The sequence below is a fragment of the Qipengyuania sp. Mu-71 genome, assembly GCF_036867055.1.
Taxonomy (GTDB): domain Bacteria; phylum Pseudomonadota; class Alphaproteobacteria; order Sphingomonadales; family Sphingomonadaceae; genus Qipengyuania; species Qipengyuania profunda.
In genome coordinates this window covers 575,412-593,291 of the sequence record NZ_JBAJHR010000001.1, presented here as the reverse complement: position 1 = coordinate 593,291, position 17,880 = coordinate 575,412, and the positions used below count along the sequence as shown (strand labels likewise).

The 17,880-nt window shown below is 65.1% G+C and carries 19 protein-coding genes and 1 tRNA gene; 10 read left to right on the top strand and 10 right to left on the bottom strand.

The window, feature by feature from the left end; translation table 11 throughout:
* The first annotated feature begins 49 nt into the window (after positions 1 to 49).
* The 5 genes from V6B15_RS02965 (at position 50) to V6B15_RS02945 (ending at position 4,006) form a co-directional block, all read left to right on the top strand.
* The gene (locus V6B15_RS02965; protein WP_334199960.1) at positions 50 to 412 is read left to right on the top strand and encodes a response regulator; all 363 of its coding nucleotides are present in this window, start codon (positions 50 to 52) and stop codon (positions 410 to 412) included.
* Positions 413 to 490: 78 nt separating this feature from the next.
* Positions 491 to 877: a four-helix bundle copper-binding protein gene (locus tag V6B15_RS02960; RefSeq protein WP_334199959.1), complete on the top strand. Its 387-nt coding sequence runs from the start codon at positions 491 to 493 to the stop codon at positions 875 to 877.
* Positions 878 to 951: 74 nt separating this feature from the next.
* Positions 952 to 2,136 (top strand): acyl-CoA dehydrogenase, encoded by a 1,185-nt coding sequence (locus V6B15_RS02955; RefSeq protein WP_334199958.1) that lies wholly within the window; start codon positions 952 to 954, stop codon positions 2,134 to 2,136.
* Positions 2,137 to 2,348: 212 nt separating this feature from the next.
* Positions 2,349 to 2,990, top strand: coding sequence for a maleylacetoacetate isomerase (maiA, locus tag V6B15_RS02950; RefSeq protein ID WP_334201316.1), 642 nt, complete (start codon positions 2,349 to 2,351; stop codon positions 2,988 to 2,990).
* Positions 2,991 to 2,995: 5 nt separating this feature from the next.
* Entirely contained in the window at positions 2,996 to 4,006 is a 1,011-nt protein-coding gene (locus V6B15_RS02945) for a fumarylacetoacetate hydrolase family protein (RefSeq protein WP_334199957.1), read from the top strand.
* A 52-nt stretch (positions 4,007 to 4,058) separates the two neighbouring features.
* Here V6B15_RS02945 and V6B15_RS02940 read toward each other — a convergent pair whose 3' ends face one another.
* Positions 4,059 to 5,222, bottom strand: coding sequence for an acyl-CoA dehydrogenase family protein (locus tag V6B15_RS02940; RefSeq protein ID WP_334199956.1), 1,164 nt, complete (start codon positions 5,220 to 5,222; stop codon positions 4,059 to 4,061).
* 43 nt (positions 5,223 to 5,265) lie between these two features.
* Positions 5,266 to 6,027: a crotonase/enoyl-CoA hydratase family protein gene (locus tag V6B15_RS02935; protein ID WP_334199955.1), complete on the bottom strand. Its 762-nt coding sequence runs from the start codon at positions 6,025 to 6,027 to the stop codon at positions 5,266 to 5,268.
* 117 nt (positions 6,028 to 6,144) lie between these two features.
* Here V6B15_RS02935 and V6B15_RS02930 point away from each other — a divergent pair, with 117 nt between their 5' ends.
* From V6B15_RS02930 to V6B15_RS02910, 5 genes are all read left to right on the top strand, one after another.
* Entirely contained in the window at positions 6,145 to 7,413 is a 1,269-nt protein-coding gene (locus tag V6B15_RS02930) for an acetyl-CoA C-acetyltransferase (RefSeq protein ID WP_334199954.1), read from the top strand.
* Positions 7,414 to 7,471: 58 nt separating this feature from the next.
* Complete coding sequence (gene obgE / locus V6B15_RS02925; protein ID WP_334199953.1) at positions 7,472 to 8,533, top strand: GTPase ObgE; 1,062 nt, start codon at positions 7,472 to 7,474, stop codon at positions 8,531 to 8,533.
* 75 nt (positions 8,534 to 8,608) lie between these two features.
* The gene (gene proB, locus V6B15_RS02920; RefSeq protein WP_334199952.1) at positions 8,609 to 9,727 is read left to right on the top strand and encodes a glutamate 5-kinase; all 1,119 of its coding nucleotides are present in this window, start codon (positions 8,609 to 8,611) and stop codon (positions 9,725 to 9,727) included.
* Complete coding sequence (locus V6B15_RS02915; protein ID WP_334199951.1) at positions 9,724 to 10,635, top strand: NAD-dependent epimerase/dehydratase family protein; 912 nt, start codon at positions 9,724 to 9,726, stop codon at positions 10,633 to 10,635. Before proB ends, V6B15_RS02915 begins: the two co-directional genes overlap by 4 nt.
* 48 nt (positions 10,636 to 10,683) lie before the next feature.
* Positions 10,684 to 10,759: transfer RNA gene (locus V6B15_RS02910), tRNA-Thr, on the top strand.
* 16 nt (positions 10,760 to 10,775) lie between these two features.
* Here V6B15_RS02910 and V6B15_RS02905 read toward each other — a convergent pair.
* The 8 genes from V6B15_RS02905 to V6B15_RS02870 all read right to left on the bottom strand — a co-directional run bounded on the left by V6B15_RS02905 (position 10,776) and on the right by V6B15_RS02870 (position 17,849).
* Positions 10,776 to 11,522, bottom strand: a complete 747-nt coding sequence (locus V6B15_RS02905) for a phosphoadenylyl-sulfate reductase (RefSeq protein WP_320181924.1) — start codon at positions 11,520 to 11,522, stop codon at positions 10,776 to 10,778.
* Between the two features lie 5 nt (positions 11,523 to 11,527).
* Positions 11,528 to 11,953 carry a DUF934 domain-containing protein gene (locus tag V6B15_RS02900; RefSeq protein ID WP_320181923.1) on the bottom strand — a complete coding sequence of 142 codons (426 nt, stop codon included), beginning with the start codon at positions 11,951 to 11,953 and terminating at the stop codon, positions 11,528 to 11,530.
* A complete protein-coding gene (locus tag V6B15_RS02895) occupies positions 11,946 to 13,580 on the bottom strand; it encodes a nitrite/sulfite reductase (RefSeq protein ID WP_334199950.1) in 1,635 nt (544 codons plus the stop codon). Before V6B15_RS02895 ends, V6B15_RS02900 begins: the two co-directional genes overlap by 8 nt.
* Positions 13,580 to 13,876, bottom strand: coding sequence for a DUF2849 domain-containing protein (locus tag V6B15_RS02890; protein WP_320181921.1), 297 nt, complete (start codon positions 13,874 to 13,876; stop codon positions 13,580 to 13,582). The genes V6B15_RS02895 and V6B15_RS02890 overlap by 1 nt, the downstream gene beginning before the upstream one ends.
* Positions 13,873 to 14,634, bottom strand: a complete 762-nt coding sequence (gene cobA, locus V6B15_RS02885; protein WP_334199949.1) for a uroporphyrinogen-III C-methyltransferase — start codon at positions 14,632 to 14,634, stop codon at positions 13,873 to 13,875. Before cobA ends, V6B15_RS02890 begins: the two co-directional genes overlap by 4 nt.
* 97 nt (positions 14,635 to 14,731) lie before the next feature.
* Positions 14,732 to 15,799: a mechanosensitive ion channel family protein gene (locus V6B15_RS02880; RefSeq protein WP_442968997.1), complete on the bottom strand. Its 1,068-nt coding sequence runs from the start codon at positions 15,797 to 15,799 to the stop codon at positions 14,732 to 14,734.
* A 2-nt stretch (positions 15,800 to 15,801) separates the two neighbouring features.
* Positions 15,802 to 17,013: a cystathionine beta-lyase gene (metC, locus tag V6B15_RS02875; protein WP_334199948.1), complete on the bottom strand. Its 1,212-nt coding sequence runs from the start codon at positions 17,011 to 17,013 to the stop codon at positions 15,802 to 15,804.
* Between the two features lie 2 nt (positions 17,014 to 17,015).
* Entirely contained in the window at positions 17,016 to 17,849 is an 834-nt protein-coding gene (locus tag V6B15_RS02870; protein ID WP_334199947.1) for a sulfurtransferase, read from the bottom strand.
* Between the last annotated feature and the right edge of the window lie 31 nt (positions 17,850 to 17,880).

Sequence of the window (17,880 nt, the reverse complement as noted above, 5' to 3'; positions counted from 1 at the left end):
CTTTGTGTGTCGTATTAATATACTTGGGTCGACACACGAGGAGAGCCTGATGGGCCGTCAATTACGAGTACTCGTTGCCGAAGATGAACTGATCGTCGGATACGACCTGTGCGATACCGTCGCCGAAGCAGGCTATATTGTCGAAGGACCATTCGACGATTTGTCCTCCGCCATGCTCGCCTATCAGAAGACCAAGCCCGATATCGCGATCCTCGACGTCCAGCTCGGTGATGGCGTGGTTTATCCGCTGGCCGAACGAATGATGGCGGAAGACGTCAAGATCATCTTCCATTCGGGTCACATGCGCCCTCTCGACGTGACCGCCCGGTACCCGAACGCGCAGGCCTTGCTGAAGCCCTGCCCGCCGGCGGATGTCATCCACTCGATCCAGCGCGCCACTGCCAACGGCTGACCGCTTTCGGGCAGACTTCCGGAACATCGGGATGGCGTGAGCCATTCCTTGGACGAACCCCAAGGAAAGGAAGTCCCGATGTCCCTCCCCAAAATGATCGCTGCCCACCCGCAGGTACAGGACGAGACCGAAGAACTGGTCACTGCCGCGCGCCATGCCATGCTGTGCTCGCTGTTTTGCACCAGCTGCGCCGACGCCTGCGTGGCCGAGGACATGGACATGGCGCAGTGCATCCGCAACTGCCTCGACTGCGCCGATGTCTGCACCGCTACTGCGCGGCTCGCCGTTCGCCGCACCGCGCAGAACATCGACGTGCTGCGCGCCCAGCTCGAAGCCTGCATCACCGCCTGCGAAACCTGCGCCGCCGAATGCGAGAGCCATGACAATCCGCATTGTGCGCTGTGCGCCAAGATGTGCCGCGAATGCGCGGAAGATTGCCGCAAGGCGCTGCCGCTGGTGAAGTAACCTTCGCTGCCCGCGCGGGCCTTGCCCCGCGCGGGCAACCCTGCCAGTGGCTGGGGTGGAACAGAGGAGACCACATGGCCGCTATGGTGCCTTTCGCCTGGGACGATCCCTTCAACCTCGACGACCAGTTGACCGAGGACGAGCGGATGATCCGCGACGCCGCCCACGCCTTTGCGCAGGGCGAATTGCAGCCGCGGGTGATCGAGAACTTCAGCAAGGAAGTCGACGACCCCGACCTGTTCCCGATGATGGGCGAAGCCGGCCTGCTGGGCGCGACCGTGCCCGAGGAATATGGCGGCGCGGGCGCCAGCTATGTCGCCTATGGCCTGATCGCGCGCGAGATCGAACGCGTCGACAGCGGCTATCGTTCGATGGCCAGCGTCCAGTCGAGCCTCGTGATGTATCCGATCCTCGCCTATGGTTCGGAAGAACAGCGCAAGAAGTACCTGCCCGGCCTTGCCAGCGGGAAGCTGATCGGCTGTTTCGGCCTGACCGAACCCGATGCTGGCAGCGATCCCGGCGGGATGACAACCACCGCCAAGAAGGTCGATGGCGGCTATGTCATTTCCGGCTCCAAGACCTGGATTTCCAACGCCCCCTTCGCCGATGTCTTCGTGGTCTGGGCCAAGAGCGATGCGCATGACGGCGGCATTCGCGGCTTCGTGCTCGAAAAGGGCATGAAGGGGCTGTCCGCCCCCAAGATCGAAGGCAAGCTGAGCCTGCGCGCCTCGACCACCGGCATGATCGTGATGGACGAGGTCGAAGTGGGCGAGGACGCGCTGCTGCCCGAAGTGCAGGGCCTCAAGGGTCCGTTCGGCTGTCTCAACCGCGCGCGCTACGGCATCAGCTGGGGCGCGATGGGCGCGGCCGAGTTCTGCCTCCACGCCGCGCGCCAATACGGGCTCGACCGGCACCAGTTCGGCGTGCCGCTGGCCAGCAAGCAGCTCTACCAGCTCAAGCTCGCCGACATGATCACCGAAATCTCGCTCGGCCTGCAATCGAGCCTGCGCGTCGGACGGCTGATGGACGAAGGCAAGTTCGCGCCCGAGATGATCAGCATCGTCAAGCGCAACAATGTCGGCAAGGCGCTCGATATCGCGCGCAAGTCGCGCGACATGCATGGCGGCAACGGCATTTCGCAGGAATACCAGGTCATCCGCCACATGGTGAACCTCGAGACGGTCAACACCTACGAAGGCACGCATGATGTCCATGCGCTGATCCTCGGCCGCGCGATAACGGGGATCGCGGCGTTTTGACCAGCCTCGCGCGAGCGAACCTGTCCTACAACGCGGCCATGTGCCACATAGCGGTTATGCACCGCGCCCATGCCCGCCCCGTTCGCACCCGCATCGTGCCCCAAGTCCGGCGGGCAGGTTTTTTGCGCCTGGACCGTGTAACAAGCGGTCCATGTCGTTGGAACCGCGCCGGTCATTCCTAGATTACTCCTACACGGGAGATGACGCAGATGATCCGCCTCCACGGCTACTATCGCAGCTCGACCAGCTACCGCCTGCGCATCGCGCTCGAGCTGAAGGGGCTGGCCTATGAATACGTCCCGGTGAACCTGCTCGAAAGCGAACAGAAGGGCGCCGCCTTCACCAGCCGCAACCCGTTCGGTTCGGTCCCGCTGCTCGAAGCCGGCGGCAAGGACTATGTCCAGTCGATGGCGCAGCTCGAATGGCTCGACGAAGCCTATCCCGAACGCCCGCTGCTCGGCGGCGATATCGAAGACCGCTATGTCGCGCGCGAACTGGCCTATGCCATCGCCACCGAATTGCATGCCCCGCTCAACCTGCCCGTGCTCAAATACCTCGCTAGTGAATACGGCAAGTCGCAGGACGAGATCGGGGTGTGGTACCGTCACTGGCTGGCGCGCACGCTCGACCCGCTCGAGGCGCGGCTGGCGCAGCTCGGCAGCGGCGACTTCCTGTTCGAGCGGCCCGGCCTGTTCGAGGTCTGCCTGCTGCCGCAAGTCTATAACGCACAGCGCTTCGGCTTCGACTTTACCGACAAGCCCCACATCACCCGGATCGAGCAGGCCTGCCTGGCGCTGCTCCCCTTCCAGCGCGCGCATCCGGACAACCAACCCGACAATCCCGAGAGGACATAACCGCCATGAAGCTCGCAACGATCAAGGACGGAACCCGCGACGGCAAGCTCGTCGTCGTTTCCAAGGACCTCACCCGCTATTGCGCGGCGGACAACATCGCCCCGACGCTGCAGCATGCGCTCGACCATTGGGACGCAATCGCGCCCAAGCTGGAAGCGCTCTACACCGATGTCGAGCACGAGGCGGTGCCGTGCGAGCGGTTCCACGAACGCGAAGCGCATTCGCCGCTGCCGCGCGCCTACCAGTGGGCCGATGGCTCGGCCTATATCAACCACGTCGAACTGGTCCGCAAGGCGCGCGGCGCCGAGGTGCCCGAGAGCTTCTATCACGATCCGCTGATGTACCAGGGCGGTAGCGACAACTTCCTCGCCCCGCGCGACGACATCCCGCTGGGCGACACCAAGTGGGGCTGCGACATGGAAGGCGAGATCGCGGTCATCACCGACGATGTGCCGATGGGCGTGTCGAAGGACGACGCGGCGGATCACATCAAGCTGGTCATGCTGGTCAATGACGTCAGTTTGCGCGGCCTGATCCCGGGCGAACTGGCGAAGGGCTTCGGCTTCTTCCAGTCCAAGCCCGCCAGCGCGTTCAGCCCCGTAGCGGTGACCCCCGACGAGCTTGGCGATGCCTGGCAGGGCAGCGTGATCCACCTGCCGCTGATGGTCGATTACAACGGCCAGCCCTTCGGCCGCGCGAATGCGGGCGTCGATGCGACCTTCAGCCTCGCCGAGCTCGTCGCACATGCCGCCAAGACGCGCGACCTGGGTGCGGGCACGATCATCGGCTCGGGCACCGTCTCCAACCAGGGACCCGACGGCGATCCGGGCAAGCCGGTGGCCGAGGGCGGCCTCGGTTACAGCTGCATCGCCGAGATCCGCATGATCGAAACCATCGCCAAGGGCGAAGCGAGCACGCGCTTCATGGTCCCGGGCGACACCGTCCGCGTCGAGATGAAGGACGCCGCCGGCCATTCGATCTTCGGCGCGATCGAGCAGAAGGTGGTCGAGGCCTGATACGAAAAGGGCGGCCCGCGGGCCGCCCTTGCCGTTTGATCGTGCGATCCGCTTACATCGAGCGGGCGATGACCATCTTCATCACTTCGTTCGAGCCGCCGAAGATGCGGGTGATGCGGCTGTCGCGGAACATGCGCGCGATCGGGTAATCGTTGATGAAGCCCGCGCCGCCGTGGAACTGCAGGCATTTGTCGACCACTTCGCCCTGCAGCTCGGTGACCATATACTTGGCCATGCAGGCGGTCGGCACGTCGAGCTCGCCCTTGAGATGCTTGGCGATGCAGTCGTTGACGAAGATGCGCGCCGCGGTGCCGCGCGCATTGAGATCGGCGAGCACGAACTGGGTGTTCTGGAAATCCCAGATCGTCTGGCCGAACGCCTTGCGGTTCTTGACGAACTCCAGCGTGACCTCGAGCGCCTTCTCGATCCCGGTCATCGCGCCCATGGCGATGATCAGCCGTTCCTGCGGCAGTTCGCCCATCAGCTGGTAAAAGCCCTTGCCTTCAACGCCGCCGAGCACGTTCTCTGCCGGCACGAAGACATCGTCGAAGAACAGTTCGGAGGTATCCGCCGCGTCCATCCCGACCTTGTCGAGCTTCTTGCCGCGCTGGAAGCCTTCGGCGCCCTCGGTCTCGAGCAGCATCAGCGAGATGCCCTTGGCGCGCTCGTTCGGATCGGTCTTGGCGACGACGATGATGAAGTCCGCCGTCTGGCCGTTCGAGATATAGGTCTTGGCCCCGTTGATGCGGTAGCCATTGCCGTCCTTGAGCGCGGTGGTGGTGATGCTCTGCAAGTCCGAACCGACGCCCGGTTCGGTCATGGCAATGGCGCTGACCAGTTCGCCCGTGACGAGCTTGGGTAGGTATTTCTTCTTCTGCTCCTCGGTCCCGTGCCGCACGAGGTAGGGCAGGATCACCGTGTTGTGCAAGCTGGCGGCGAAGCCTTCGACACCGTTCTTCGCCTGCTGGTCGATCACCACCATGTCATGCCGGAAATCGCCGCCGTGGCCGCCGTATTCCTCGGGCACCGAGACGCCCAGCAGGCCGGCCTCACCCGCCTCGTTCCAGAATTCGCGTTCGACCTGGCCGTCCTCGCGCCATTTGAGGACGCGCTTTTCCGGCGCATGCTGCTGGTAGAACTTGCCCACGGCATCGGCGAAGATCGAGATCTCCTCGTCTTCCATGAACTCGGGCTGCGGTACGTTGATTGCTGGCATTCTGGGTATCCTCTCGAATTGGGTCTCGTCGCGCCGAAGGGTCTTACTTGCCCTTCCAGTTCGGCGCGCGTTTCTCGGCAAAGGCGGCGGCGCCTTCGCGGGCGTCTTCGGACACGAAGACCGGAGCGATCAGCTGGGTCTGGCGCTTGTAGCGCTCGTCCATCGGCCAGCCGCGCGATTGCTTGATCACCTGCTTCGACACCTTCACCGCCAGCGGGCCGTTGGCGACGATCCGCGCGGCGAGTTCCTTGGCACCGGCCAGCGCATCGCCATCGGTGACGCGGTTGATGAGGCCCAGCTCATAAGCGCGCGGTGCATCGATGAAATCGCCGGTCAGCGCCAGCTCCATCGCGATCCGCTCGGGGATCTGGTCGGGCAGCATCATCACGCCGCCGGCTGCAGCAACGAGGCCGCGCTTCACTTCGGGAATGCCGAACTTGGCCCCCGCGCTGGCAACCACCAGGTCGCAGGCGATCATCAGCTCGAGCCCGCCCGCCAGCGCATAGCCTTCGACTGCGGCAATGAGCGGCTTTTCGGGCGGCTGCTGCACCACGCCGCCAAAGCCGCGCCCTTCGACACTGGGCGATTCGCCGCGCAGGAAGCCCTTGAGGTCCATGCCCGAACAGAAGGTCCCGCCCGCGCCGGTCAGGATGCCGACGCGCAGATTGTCGTCGCTGTCGAGCCGGTCCATCGCCGCGGCGATCCCTTCGGCCGCGGCCTTGGTCATCGCATTCTTGGCATCGGGCCGGTTGATGGTGACGACAAGGATGCCGTCTTCTTCGCTCGTCAGAACTTCCTCGGACATAGCCGCTCTCTCCCATTTCAAATCGAAACTTGTCTTGCGCCCTTGCTGCGCGACGTTTACGCAAACGTCAACCGGCATTCGCCGCACAAAAAGACAATTCGAGAGGAGTCCCAAGTCATGGCCGAAGCCTATATCATCGACGCTGTCCGCACCCCGCGCGGGATCGGCAAGCAGGGCAAGGGCGCTCTCGCCCACATGCACCCGCAGCATCTTGCAGCGACCTGTCTCAAGGCGATCAAGGACCGCAATGACCTCGATACGGCGACCGTCGACGACGTGATCTGGTCGGTCAGCACGCAGGACGGCATGCAGGCGGGCGACCTGGGCCGGATGGCGGCGCTCGACGCAGGCTATGACGTTACCTCGAGCGGCACCACGCTCGACCGGTTCTGCGGCGGGGGCATCACCAGCGTGGCACTGGCCGCGGCACAGGTGATGAGCGGGATGGAGGATTGCGTCGTTGCCGGCGGGACCGAGATGATGAGCCTCACCGCGCAGATGTCGAAGGACAAGATGGCCGCGGGGATCAAGCCGCCGATGATGGGTAGCCACAACGAACGCCTGATGCGCTCGCATCCGCAAAGCCATCAGGGCGTCTGCGGCGACGCGATTGCCACGATCGAAGGCTTCACGCGCGAGGAACTCGACGAGGTTGGCTATCGCAGCCAGCAGCGCGCCGCCACCGCGATCGCCGAGGGCCGGTTCGACAAATCGCTCGTCCCGGTGACCGATGACGACGGCAATGTCGTGCTCGACAAGGAAGAGTTTCCCCGTCCGCAGACGACCCGCGAAGGCCTTGCCCAGCTCGAGCCTGCCTTCACCAAGATCGCCAATGTCCCGCTCGACAAGAACGGCACGACTTTCGCCGGGCTGGTGAATGCGAAATATCCCGATGTCGACATCAAGCACTTCCACCATGCGGGCAACAGCTCGGGCGTGGTCGATGGCGCTGCTGCCGTGCTGGTCGCCAGCAAGGACTATGCGCAGAAGCACGGGCTCAAGCCGCGCGCGCGCATCGTCGCCACTGCCAATATGGGTGACGACCCCACGCTGATGCTCAACGCGCCGGTCCCCGCGGCCAAGAAGGTGCTCGAGAAGGCCGGCCTGACCAAGGACGATATCGACCTTTACGAAATCAACGAGGCTTTCGCGGTGGTCGCGGCCAAATTCGTCCGCGATCTTGATCTCGACTGGGGCAAGGTCAACGTCAACGGCGGCTCGATTGCGCTGGGCCACCCGATCGGCGCGACCGGGTCGATCCTGATCGGCACCATCGTCGACGAACTCGAACGCCAGAACAAGCGTTACGGTCTTGTCACCATGTGCGCCGCGGGCGGAATGGCCCCGGCGATCATCGTCGAGCGGGTGGACGATTTCGTCGACTGATACGCCATAAGCATGCGCGCCCTCGCCTATGGCCGCGAAAGCGGCTAGAGGGCGCGCCATGCATTTCCTCGACCAAGCCAAGATCTATCTCAAAGCTGGCGCCGGCGGTCCCGGTGCCGTCAGCTTCCGGCGCGAAAAATATATCGAATATGGCGGCCCCGACGGCGGCAATGGCGGCAAGGGCGGCGATATCGTGTTCGAAGCCGTCCAGGGCCTCAACACGCTGATCGATTTCCGCTATGCCCAGCACTTCAAGGCCAAGCGCGGCAATCACGGCCAGGGCAAGGACCAGACCGGCGCGGGTGCGCCCGACCTCCTGATCGAAGTTCCCGTCGGCACGCAGATCCTGAGCGAGGACAAGGAAGAAGTGCTCGCCGATTTCACCGAAGTCGGCCAGCGGGTCGTCTTCCTTGAAGGCGGTCTGGGTGGCCGCGGCAATGCCAGCTACAAATCCAGCACCAACCGCGCCCCGCGCCAGCACCAGCCGGGCGAACCGGGCGAGGAAATGTGGGTCTGGCTGCGGCTCAAGCTGCTGGCCGATGTCGGCCTGCTGGGTCTGCCCAATGCGGGCAAGAGCACCTTCATCAACCAGGTGTCGAACGCGCGGGCCAAGGTCGGTCACTACGCCTTCACCACGCTGATTCCCAAGCTGGGCGTGGTCACGCACAAGGGCCGCGAATTCGTGCTCGCCGATATTCCCGGCCTCATCGAGGGCGCTGCCGAAGGCGCAGGGATCGGTGACCGCTTCCTCGGCCATATCGAGCGATGCCGCGCGCTGATCCACCTGATCGACATCTCGGGCGACGATCCGGCCGAAGCCTATCGCACGGTCAATGCCGAACTCGAAGCCTATGGCGACGAGCTGGCCGACAAGCCGCAGCTGGTTGCGCTGAACAAGCTCGACCTTGCCGACGAGGAACTGGGCGAAGGCTTTGCCGAGGAACTGCTGGCTGCCGGTGCCAAGAAGGTCTTCACGATCTCGGGCGCGACCGGCGCGGGCATTGGCGAATTGCTCGATGCCGTGCTCGGTTTCCTTCCCGACCGGACCGCGACCGAAACCAATGCGGTGGAAATCGAGGACGTACCCGAGGACGGCTCGGGCGACTGGTCGCCGATCTGAGCGCAAAGACGCGCTTCGGTCCAGCCAAGCGAAGGCGGCTTCCGCGTACGGCCCGCTTTGGCTAATCGTGCTTCGATGGATGTCGCCGCCCTCTCCGACCTGCGCACAACGCGCCGCCTGGTCATCAAGGTCGGCTCGGCCTTGCTGGTGCAGGACGGCGCGCCGCGCGCGGAATGGCTGGCGACACTCGCGGCCGAAATCTCGGAATTGCGTCACAACACCGAGATCATCGTCGTGTCCTCAGGCGCAATCGCGCTTGGCGCCGCCAAGCTCGGGCTTGCCCGGGGCGGCCGCGGGAGCCTCGCCGATGCGCAGGCCGCCGCGTCGGTGGGACAGGTCGAACTCGCGCGCCTGTGGGCGGATGCGCTCGGGACGCATGGCATCACCGCGGCGCAGATGCTGGTGACGCTGGGCGATCTCGAGGATCGGCGGCGCTATCTCAATGCCTCGGCCACCCTCGCCCGGCTGCTGGAGGCAGGCGCAGTGCCGGTGGTCAATGAGAACGACAGCGTCGCCACCGAGGAAATCCGCTTCGGCGATAACGACCGGCTTGCCGCGCGGGTTGCGCAGGCCGCCGGGGCCGATGCCGTCCTGCTGCTATCCGACGTCGACGGTCTGTACGACCGCGACCCGCGCGAGGCCGGTGCTGTGCGTATCGAGCGGGTCACAGGCGTCACACCCGAGATTATCGCCATGGCCAGCGGCGAGTCGACCTCGGGCCTGGGTTCGGGCGGGATGCTCGCCAAGCTCCAGGCAGCGCGCATCGCCGAGCGGGCGGGAATCGCGCTCGCCATCGTCAATGGCACGCATGCCGCCCCGATCGGGCGCGCGCTTGATGCCGGGGTCGGGACGCTCTTCCTGCCCCAGTCCGATGCCAGCGCGCGCAAGGCGTGGCTGGGCGGCCGTCTGGCCCCCGCTGGGGTGCTTTCGATCGACGCAGGTTGCGTCGCCGCGCTGGACAGGGGCGCGAGCGTGTTGGCCGCGGGGCTGACGGCGGTCGAGGGCGAGTTCGGCCGCGGTGACCTCGTCGCGCTGCACGGTCCGCAAGGCGAACGGCTCGGCCAGGGCCTGTGCGAATATACCGCGGCGGAATGCCGCGCGATCCTCGGCCTGAGGGAGGAGCAGCAATTGGCGAAGCTTGGCTACGCGCCGCGTGCGGCAGTGGTCCACCGCGATCACATGGTGCGGACATGACCATTGCGCTGACCGGGGCCACCGGCTTCGTCGGGCAGGCGGTGCTGGCCGAGGCGCTGCGCTGCGAAGAGCCGGTGCGCGCGCTGACCCGGCGGCCCATGGCGCAGCGCGAGGGCGTCGCATGGGTCGAAGGCACACTGGACGAGAAGCCCGCGCTGGCACAGCTGGTCGCAGGTGCGGAGGCGGTGATCCACGTTGCGGGGCTGACCAATACGCCCGATCCGGACGCCTTTCACGAAGCCAATGTGGTTGGCACGCAGAACCTGCTGCGCGCCTGCCAGGATGCGCGGGTCAAACGTTTCATCTTCGTATCGTCGCTTTCCGCGCGTGAGCCCGAGCTGTCGCGCTATGGCCACTCGAAGGCGGAGGCCGAGAAATGGGTGAGCGCCAGCGGGCTCGACTGGACCATCGTCCGCCCGCCGGGCGTCTATGGCCCGCACGATGTCGACTATTTCGAGATGTTCCGCAGCGCGCAATTCGGTTTCGTGCCGCTACCGCCCGGCGGGGCGAGCTCGATCATCCATGTCGACGATCTTGCGCGGCTGCTGTTCGCGCTGGTCGATGCCTCGCCCGCGCTGGTCCGACGCCGCACGTTCGAACCCGATGACGGGCGCGAAGGTGGATGGTCGCACAAGGAACTGGCCAAGGCGATCGGCAAGGCAGTGGGCCGCCCGGTATTCGCCCCGCACCTGCCGCGTGCGGTGCTCGAAGCCGCGGCCCGCCTCGATCGCCTGCTGCGCGGCGACAAAGCGCGGCTGACCGCCGACCGCGTGGGCTATATGACGCACCCAAACTGGGTCGCGCGCTCTGCAATGAAAGTACCCGAAGCGGTCTGGTCACCGCGCGTACCGGGCGCTGAAGGGCTCGTCTCGACCGCGCGCTGGTATCGCATGGAAGGCTGGCTGTGAGGGTCTGGACATTCGCGCCGGTTTGTTCGAAAGGCGCGCTTCCGGAGTGCCGGCTTAGCTCAGTTGGTAGAGCAGTTGATTTGTAATCATCAGGCCGCGGGTTCGATTCCTGCAGCCGGCACCATTCATCGCAGGCGGGTCTAGAGGAACGGTTCCTCGCCCGGCTTGTGAATGCCGCATTCGACCTTGTCCCAGCCCGACCACCGACCCGCGCGCGCATCTTCGCCTTCGCCAACCTGGCGGGTGCAGGGTGAGCAGCCGATGCTGGGGAAACCGCGTTCGATCAGCGGGTGGCGGGGCAGATCGTGCCGTTCGAAATAGGCGGCGATATCCTCGGCCGACCAGTCGATCAGCGGATTGATCTTGAGCCGCCCCTGCGCGTCGGAGGTGTCGATCTCGAAGCGCGGCAGATTGGCACGTGTCGCGGACTGGAACGCCTTGCGCCCGGTGAAGCTGGCATCGAAATTGACCAGCACCTTTTCGAGCGGTTTGACCTTGCGCAATTCGCAGCACCCGTCGGGATCGTAGGACCAGCGCAGCCCGCTTTCGTCGCGCGCCTCCAGATCGGCGATCTCGGGATAGAGATCGACCCGGTTCAAACCGAGGCGATCGGTCAGTTCGTCACGATAGGCGAGCGTTTCGGGGAAATGCTTGCCCGTTTCGAGAAACAGCACCGGCACGGTCGCATCGGCCTGCGCGATCAGGTGCAACAGCACCGCGCTTTCGGCGCCGAAGCTCGACACCACGGCCATATCGCCCACCAGACTGCCCTCGATTACCGCGCGCAGCCATTCCTCGGTCTCGGTCCCGCGGAACATGCGGTTGAGACGGATGGCATCGTGCTCGGAAAACCGGGGACGGGTGTCGATACGATCGATGGCGCGCATGTCGTTCACGGGTGCCGCTTGCTCCAGATCGGCGTGCGGGTATCCGCCGCGTTCTGGTACACTTCGGGCCAGCGTTCGAAGGCCGCGATCACATCGTCCTTGTCGAGCTGCTGGTCGGGCTCGAAGGCATCGAAGCCGCAGCGGCGCATATAGGCGAGCTGGTCGACCAGCACATCGCCCACGGCGCGCAGTTCGCCTTCGTAACCCGCCTCGCGCAGGATCCGCGCCGAGGAATAGCCGCGCCCGTCGCCAAAGGCGGGGAAGTTGACCTCGACCAGCGCCAGCCGGCCCAGATGCGGCAGGAGCTCGCGGGCATCGTCGCCCGGCTCGATCCGGACCGCGGCCGCATTCGACTGATCGACGAAAGAATCGACGGTCACCGCCGGATGGTCGACGGGTTCGTCATCGCGATAGCGCAGCATCTCAGCCATAGAGCGCCTCCTTGAAGGGGTTCATGCCGATGCGGCGGTAGGTATCGAGGAAACGCTCGCCATCCTGACGTGCGCTTTCGTAAACATGGGTCACGGTTTCGACCGCATCGACGATGCCGTGCTCGTCGAAGCCGGGGCCGGTGATCTTGGCGAGGCTCACATCCTCCGCCTCGCTGCCGCCGAGGAGGAGCTGGTAGTTTTCCACCCCCTTACGGTCGACGCCGAGGATGCCGATGTGGCCCGCATGGTGATGCCCGCAGGCATTGATGCAGCCCGAAATCTTGAGCTTGAGTTCGCCCAGCGTGCCGGTCTTGCCATTGTCGGCGAAGCGTTCGGAAATGCGCTGCGCGATCGGGATCGAGCGGGCATTGGCAAGGCTGCAATAATCGAGCCCGGGGCAGGCGATGATATCCTCGACCGTGTCGAGGTTCGGGCTGCCCAGCCCTGCTTCTTCAAGCGCGGTCCACAGCGCGTGCAGATCGGCCTTGCGGACATGTGGCAGGACGATGTTCTGCGTATGCATCACGCGCAGCTCGTCGAAGCTGTAATCCCGCGCGAGATCGGCCATCAGGCGCATCTGTTCGGCGGTCGCATCACCCGGGATGCCGCCCACCGGCTTGAGGCTGATCACCGCCGAGACATAGCCCGGTTCCTTGTGAGCCACCGTGTTGCGATCGACCCACACCGCGAAATCGGGGTCCGAACGATCGAGTTCGGTAGCCGCGCCCGCTTCGAACAGCGGATCGGCGAAATACTCCTTGATCCGTTCGAGCTCGGCAAACGGCGGTTCGACGCCCTGCTCGAGCAGATGCGCGAATTCGGCATCGACCTGGCGGGTATATTCCTCCGCGCCGAGTTCATGGACGAGGATCTTGATCCGCGCCTTGTACTTGTTGTCGCGCCGGCCATGGCGGTTGTAAACGCGCAGGCACGCCTCGGAATAGGTCACCAACTGGTCGAGCGGGACGAAGGGGTTGATGCAGGGCGCGATCATCGGCGTGCGGCCCATGCCGCCTCCGACATAGAAAGCCGCTCCCAGTTCGCCCGCATCGTTGCGGACGATGTTGATACCGATATCGTGCAACCGCATCGCGGCGCGATCATGCTCGCCGGCAATCACCGCGATCTTGAACTTGCGCGGCAGATAGCTGAATTCCGGGTGGAAGCTCGACCACTGGCGCAGCAATTCGGCATAGGGGCGCGGATCGACGATCTCGTCCGCTGCAGCACCGGCGAAGTGATCCGAGCTGATGTTGCGGATGCAATTGCCGCTGGTCTGGATGGCATGCATCTCGACCTTGGCGAGATCGGCGAGGATATCGGCCGCGTCCTCCAGCTTGATCCAGTTGTACTGGATGTTCTGCCGCGTGGTGAAGTGGCCATACCCGCGGTCGTATTTGTCCGCGATATCCGCCAGCGCGTGCATCTGCTGGCCATTGAGCGTGCCATAGGGGATGGCGACGCGCAGCATATAGGCATGCAGCTGGAGATAGAGCCCGTTCATCAGCCGGAGCGGCTTGAACTGGTCTTCGGTCAGCTTGCCTTCGAGACGACGACGCGCCTGGTCGCGGAATTCCTCGACGCGGGCATCGACCATCGCCTGGTCGTAATGATCGTATTTGTACATCAGATCACCCAATTGCCGATTTCGGGATCGGCGGGCTTGAGGGTCAGGTCGGGGCGAACGGTGGGGCCGAGCGCGCGGACGCGCTCCTTGATATGCGATGGCCGGGGGCTGCCGTCATGCAGCTCGGCATCGACTGGATAGGGCGAATTGACGCGGCGCGCGGCTTCCTCGCGGCGAGCGATCTCGTCCTCATTGCCATCGACATCGGCCGCATCTTCGACATGGATCGACCAGTCGCTGCCGGTCCACCAGGTCACCGCGCCGCTCAGCAAATCGTTTCCGGTCAGCAGTCTCATCGCGCAGCCTCCTGTGCAGCTTCGGCGAGCAGCACGGCATCCGCACGCGCGGTGACTTCACCGATCACGATCAGGGCGGGGCTGACCACGGCCTCGCGCGCGACCAGATCGGGCAGGCCTGCAAGCACTCCGCGCAGCACACGCATATCGGGGCGCGTGCCGTTTTCGATCACGGCGACGGGCATGTCGGGGGCCAGCCCGTCGGCCATGAGCTTCTCGGCGATCTGCGGCGCGGTCTTCACGCCCATGTAGATCACCAGCGTCCGGCCCTTGCCGGCAAGCCCGGCCCAGTCCTGATCTTTCAGCCCCTTGCACTGCCCGGCAACGAAGCTGACGATGCTCGCCGCATCGCGATGGGTCAGCGCGATCTGCGCCGCCGCTGCCGCGCCATTGGCGGCGCTGATCCCAGGGACGACTTCGACGGGGACACCCGCAGCACGGGCCACTTCGGCCTCTTCGCCGCCGCGTCCGAAGATGAAGGGATCGCCGCCCTTCAGACGCACGACATCCTCACCGGCACGCGCGAGGCGCACCAGCAGATCGCTGATCTGTTCCTGCGGGAGCGTGTGGTGCGAACGGCGCTTGGCCACCGAGATGAGCACCGCGTCGGCGCGAGCGGTCGCGAGGATCGCCGGGTCGACAAGCCCGTCGTGGACGATGGTGTGGGCACGCTCGATCAACCGAGCGGCGCGGATCGTCAGGAGGTCGGGGTCGCCCGGTCCTGCGCCGACGAGATAGATGGTTCCGGTATCTGCCATGTTCGCAAGATGCGCGGCATGGCCGGCCTGCGCCAATCAGAATGCGTGTCCGACGGGGAAGGCGATATTTTGAAACCCGCGCTGTGCGCGCGGCAACCTAATCTTTCGCGCCGCCGCGGGTTCCCGCGCCCTGTTCCATCACCCCGATCAGCCGTTCGAACTGGTCGCTGGAGCGGATGTGAAGGTCGCGCTGGGGGAAGGGAATTTCGATCCCGTTGTCCTTGAACAGCCACCACAATTTCTTGAGCACCGCGCTGCGCACATTGCCGACCCCGTCCTCGGGATCCTTGATCCAGCAATGGATGACGAAATTGACCGAATTGTCGCCATATTCGCTCATCCAGACGGTCGGCGGCGGGGCGCTGAGCACCCGCTCGCAGCTGCGCGCCGCCTCGAGCATCAATTCTTCGGCGAGGTTCATATCGGCTTCGTAGCTGACCCCGACGAACACCTGCATGCGCACGTTCTTCGACGAGTAGGACCAGTTTTCGACCTGGTTGATCATCAGGTTTTCGTTGGGAATCAGATATTCGCGCTGGTCGCGCGTGGTCACCGATACCGCGCGGATACCGATCTTGCGGATCTGGCCGAAGCTTTCCTTGCCCACCGTATCGGCCACCGCGATCACATCGCCCGGCTTGATCGAGCGGTCCATCAGCAGGATGATCCCCGCGATGAGATTGCCGAAGGTCTTCTGCAGGCCGAAACCGATCGCCAGACCGAAAGCGCCCGAGAACACTGCAAAAGCGGTCAAGTCGATACCGAGCAGGTCGATACCGAGAAAGAAGGCGGTCGCCCAGATGACGATGGTGACGAGTTTCTCGACCAGCAATTGCTGCGCATCGTCCAGCTTGGTCATCCGCCGCACCACGCGGCGCCCCATCCGGCTGGCGAACCAGGCGAACAGCAGAACCGCGGCGATCACCGCGCCGACGATCAGCACATCGACCACCGAAATGCGGAAGTCGCCGAAGGACAGCGCCACCGCATCGACCGTGTCGATGACCGAACCGACCGTTTCGCTCTGCGAGCTGAGCGCTTCCTTCGCGCCCTCGGCCGCGGCGACCGAGCTTTCCTCGCTTACGGGTTCGGCCTGGCTCCACGCCTGTTCGATCGGCGCTGCCGGAACTGCATCGGCGGCACTTGGTGAGGTCTCGCCCTGCACATCTATCCTTCGGTTAGCGCCGCGAACCCGCGATCGAGGTCGGCGATCAGGTCGTCCTGGTCTTCAAGCCCGATCGATAGCCGGATGGCATGGCGATCCTCAACCCCCCATCCCGCTTTGGGCCATGGCATCGCATCGCGGACCGGTTCGACATCGAACGGCAGCGCGAGGCTTTCGAACCCGCCCCAGCTATAACCGATGCCGAATAGCGCAAGCGCATCGACCAGCCGGCAGCGCGCGGCATCGTCGCCGCCCTTGAGCACGAAGCTGAACAAGCCGCAGCCGCCCGAGAAATCGCGTTGCCACAGCGTATGCCCCGGCGTGCCGGGCAGCATCGGCGCGAGGACATGCGCGACCTCGTCGCGGCCGGCGAGCCATTCGGCAACCGCCAGCGCGGTGGCGCTTTGTTTCTCCAGCCGGACGCCCATGGTGCGCAATCCGCGCAGCACGAGCGCGGCATCGTCAGGCGAGACCACATGGCCAAGCTGCTGTGCGCCCAGCCGCAGGCGGCGGTACCAGCGTTCACCCGCGCTGGCGGATCCCATCATCACATCCGAATGGCCGCCGACGTGCTTGGTCAATGCAGTAATCGCGATATCGCAGCCATGCTCGAGCGCGGGAAAGCCGAGCGAGGTCGCCCAGGTGTTGTCGACCAGGCTCACCGCGCCCTTGGCGCGCGCGATGCGGGCGAGCGCGGGAATATCGCACACTTCCATGGTCAGGCTGCCCGGCACTTCGAGCATGACCGCGCGGGTCCGGTTGCAGAAGGCCGCCTCGTAAGCGTCGATGTCGAGCGGGTCGAAGAAACGGTGCTCGATCCCGAACCCGGCCAGCAATCCGGTCGCGGTGTTGCGGGTCGGATCATAGGCATTGTCCGCCACCAGCAGCACGTCGCCGCTGCGCAGTACGGTCAGCAGGGCACCGACCAGCGCGGCCAGCCCGCTGGGATAGAGCACGGTCCCGGCGGCCCCCGGCTCGAGCGCGGTCAAGGCCTCCGAAAGCGCCCATTGCGTGGGCGCACCGCGGCGTCCGTAGAAGAATTGCCCGTCACGATTGGCCGCCTTGCGCGCGCGCAGCTCGGCACAATTGTCATAGAGATGGGTGCTGGCCCGCCACACCGGCGGATTGACCACATCGCGCGCGAAATCGCCCGACCGTCCGCCGGTGACCAGCCGCGTGGCCGGCCGGTACTTGCTGTCGTTGTCTCCAGCCATTGCTAGCGCGCCGCTCCCTGTTGCTTTGGCGTATCCGGATCGCTGCCCCATTCGAGCCAGCTCCCATCGTAAAGCGCAACATCCTGCTTACCCACCAGATGGAGGCCGAAGGCAAGCACCGCCGCGGTCATCCCGCTGTTGCAGGAGGTGACGACCGGGCGTTCGAGGGCAACCCCCGCCTCGGCGAAGATCGCCGCGATCTCGTCGGGCGCGCGATAGGTGCCGTTCGCGGCAAACAGCAGCGGGAACGGGACATTGGCCGCGCCGGGGATATGGCCTGCCGATCCGCTGCCCTCCTCGCCCGCAAAGCGCGCGGCATCGCGGGCATCGACCACCTGCTCGGCGCGCTGGTCGCAATTGGCCAGGATATCGGCTTTCGAGCGTGTGCCGGGTCTGCGTGTCGGAATGGGAAATTCGCTTGGCGTCACCGGCGTTTGGCCAGCTTCGAGCGCGCGTCCCTCTGCCTTCCATTTGGCGAGCCCGCCATCGAGGATCGCCACTCCAGCGAAACCATAGAGCCGGAAGACGAACCACGCGCGCGCAGCGCTCTTGATCTGGCTGTCGTCATAGAGGACCACGCAGCTCTCGGGCGTGATGCCGAGGTGGCCCAGCCGGTCGGCAAACTGTTCTGCCGTCGGGACCGCCTTGGGCACCGGCGATCGCGCATCGACGAAGCTCGCCAGATCAAGCCAGCGTGCCCCCGGCACATGCGCCGCGGCATATTCCGCCGCGGCATCGCGCGGATTGTCGGGCAGATGCATCGTCGCATCGAGCACCACCAGATCGTCCGCGCCGAGTTGGTCGGCCAGCCACCGGGTCGAAACAAGACTGTCCATCACGGCCCGAGTAGCGGGCGGATCGGCGCAA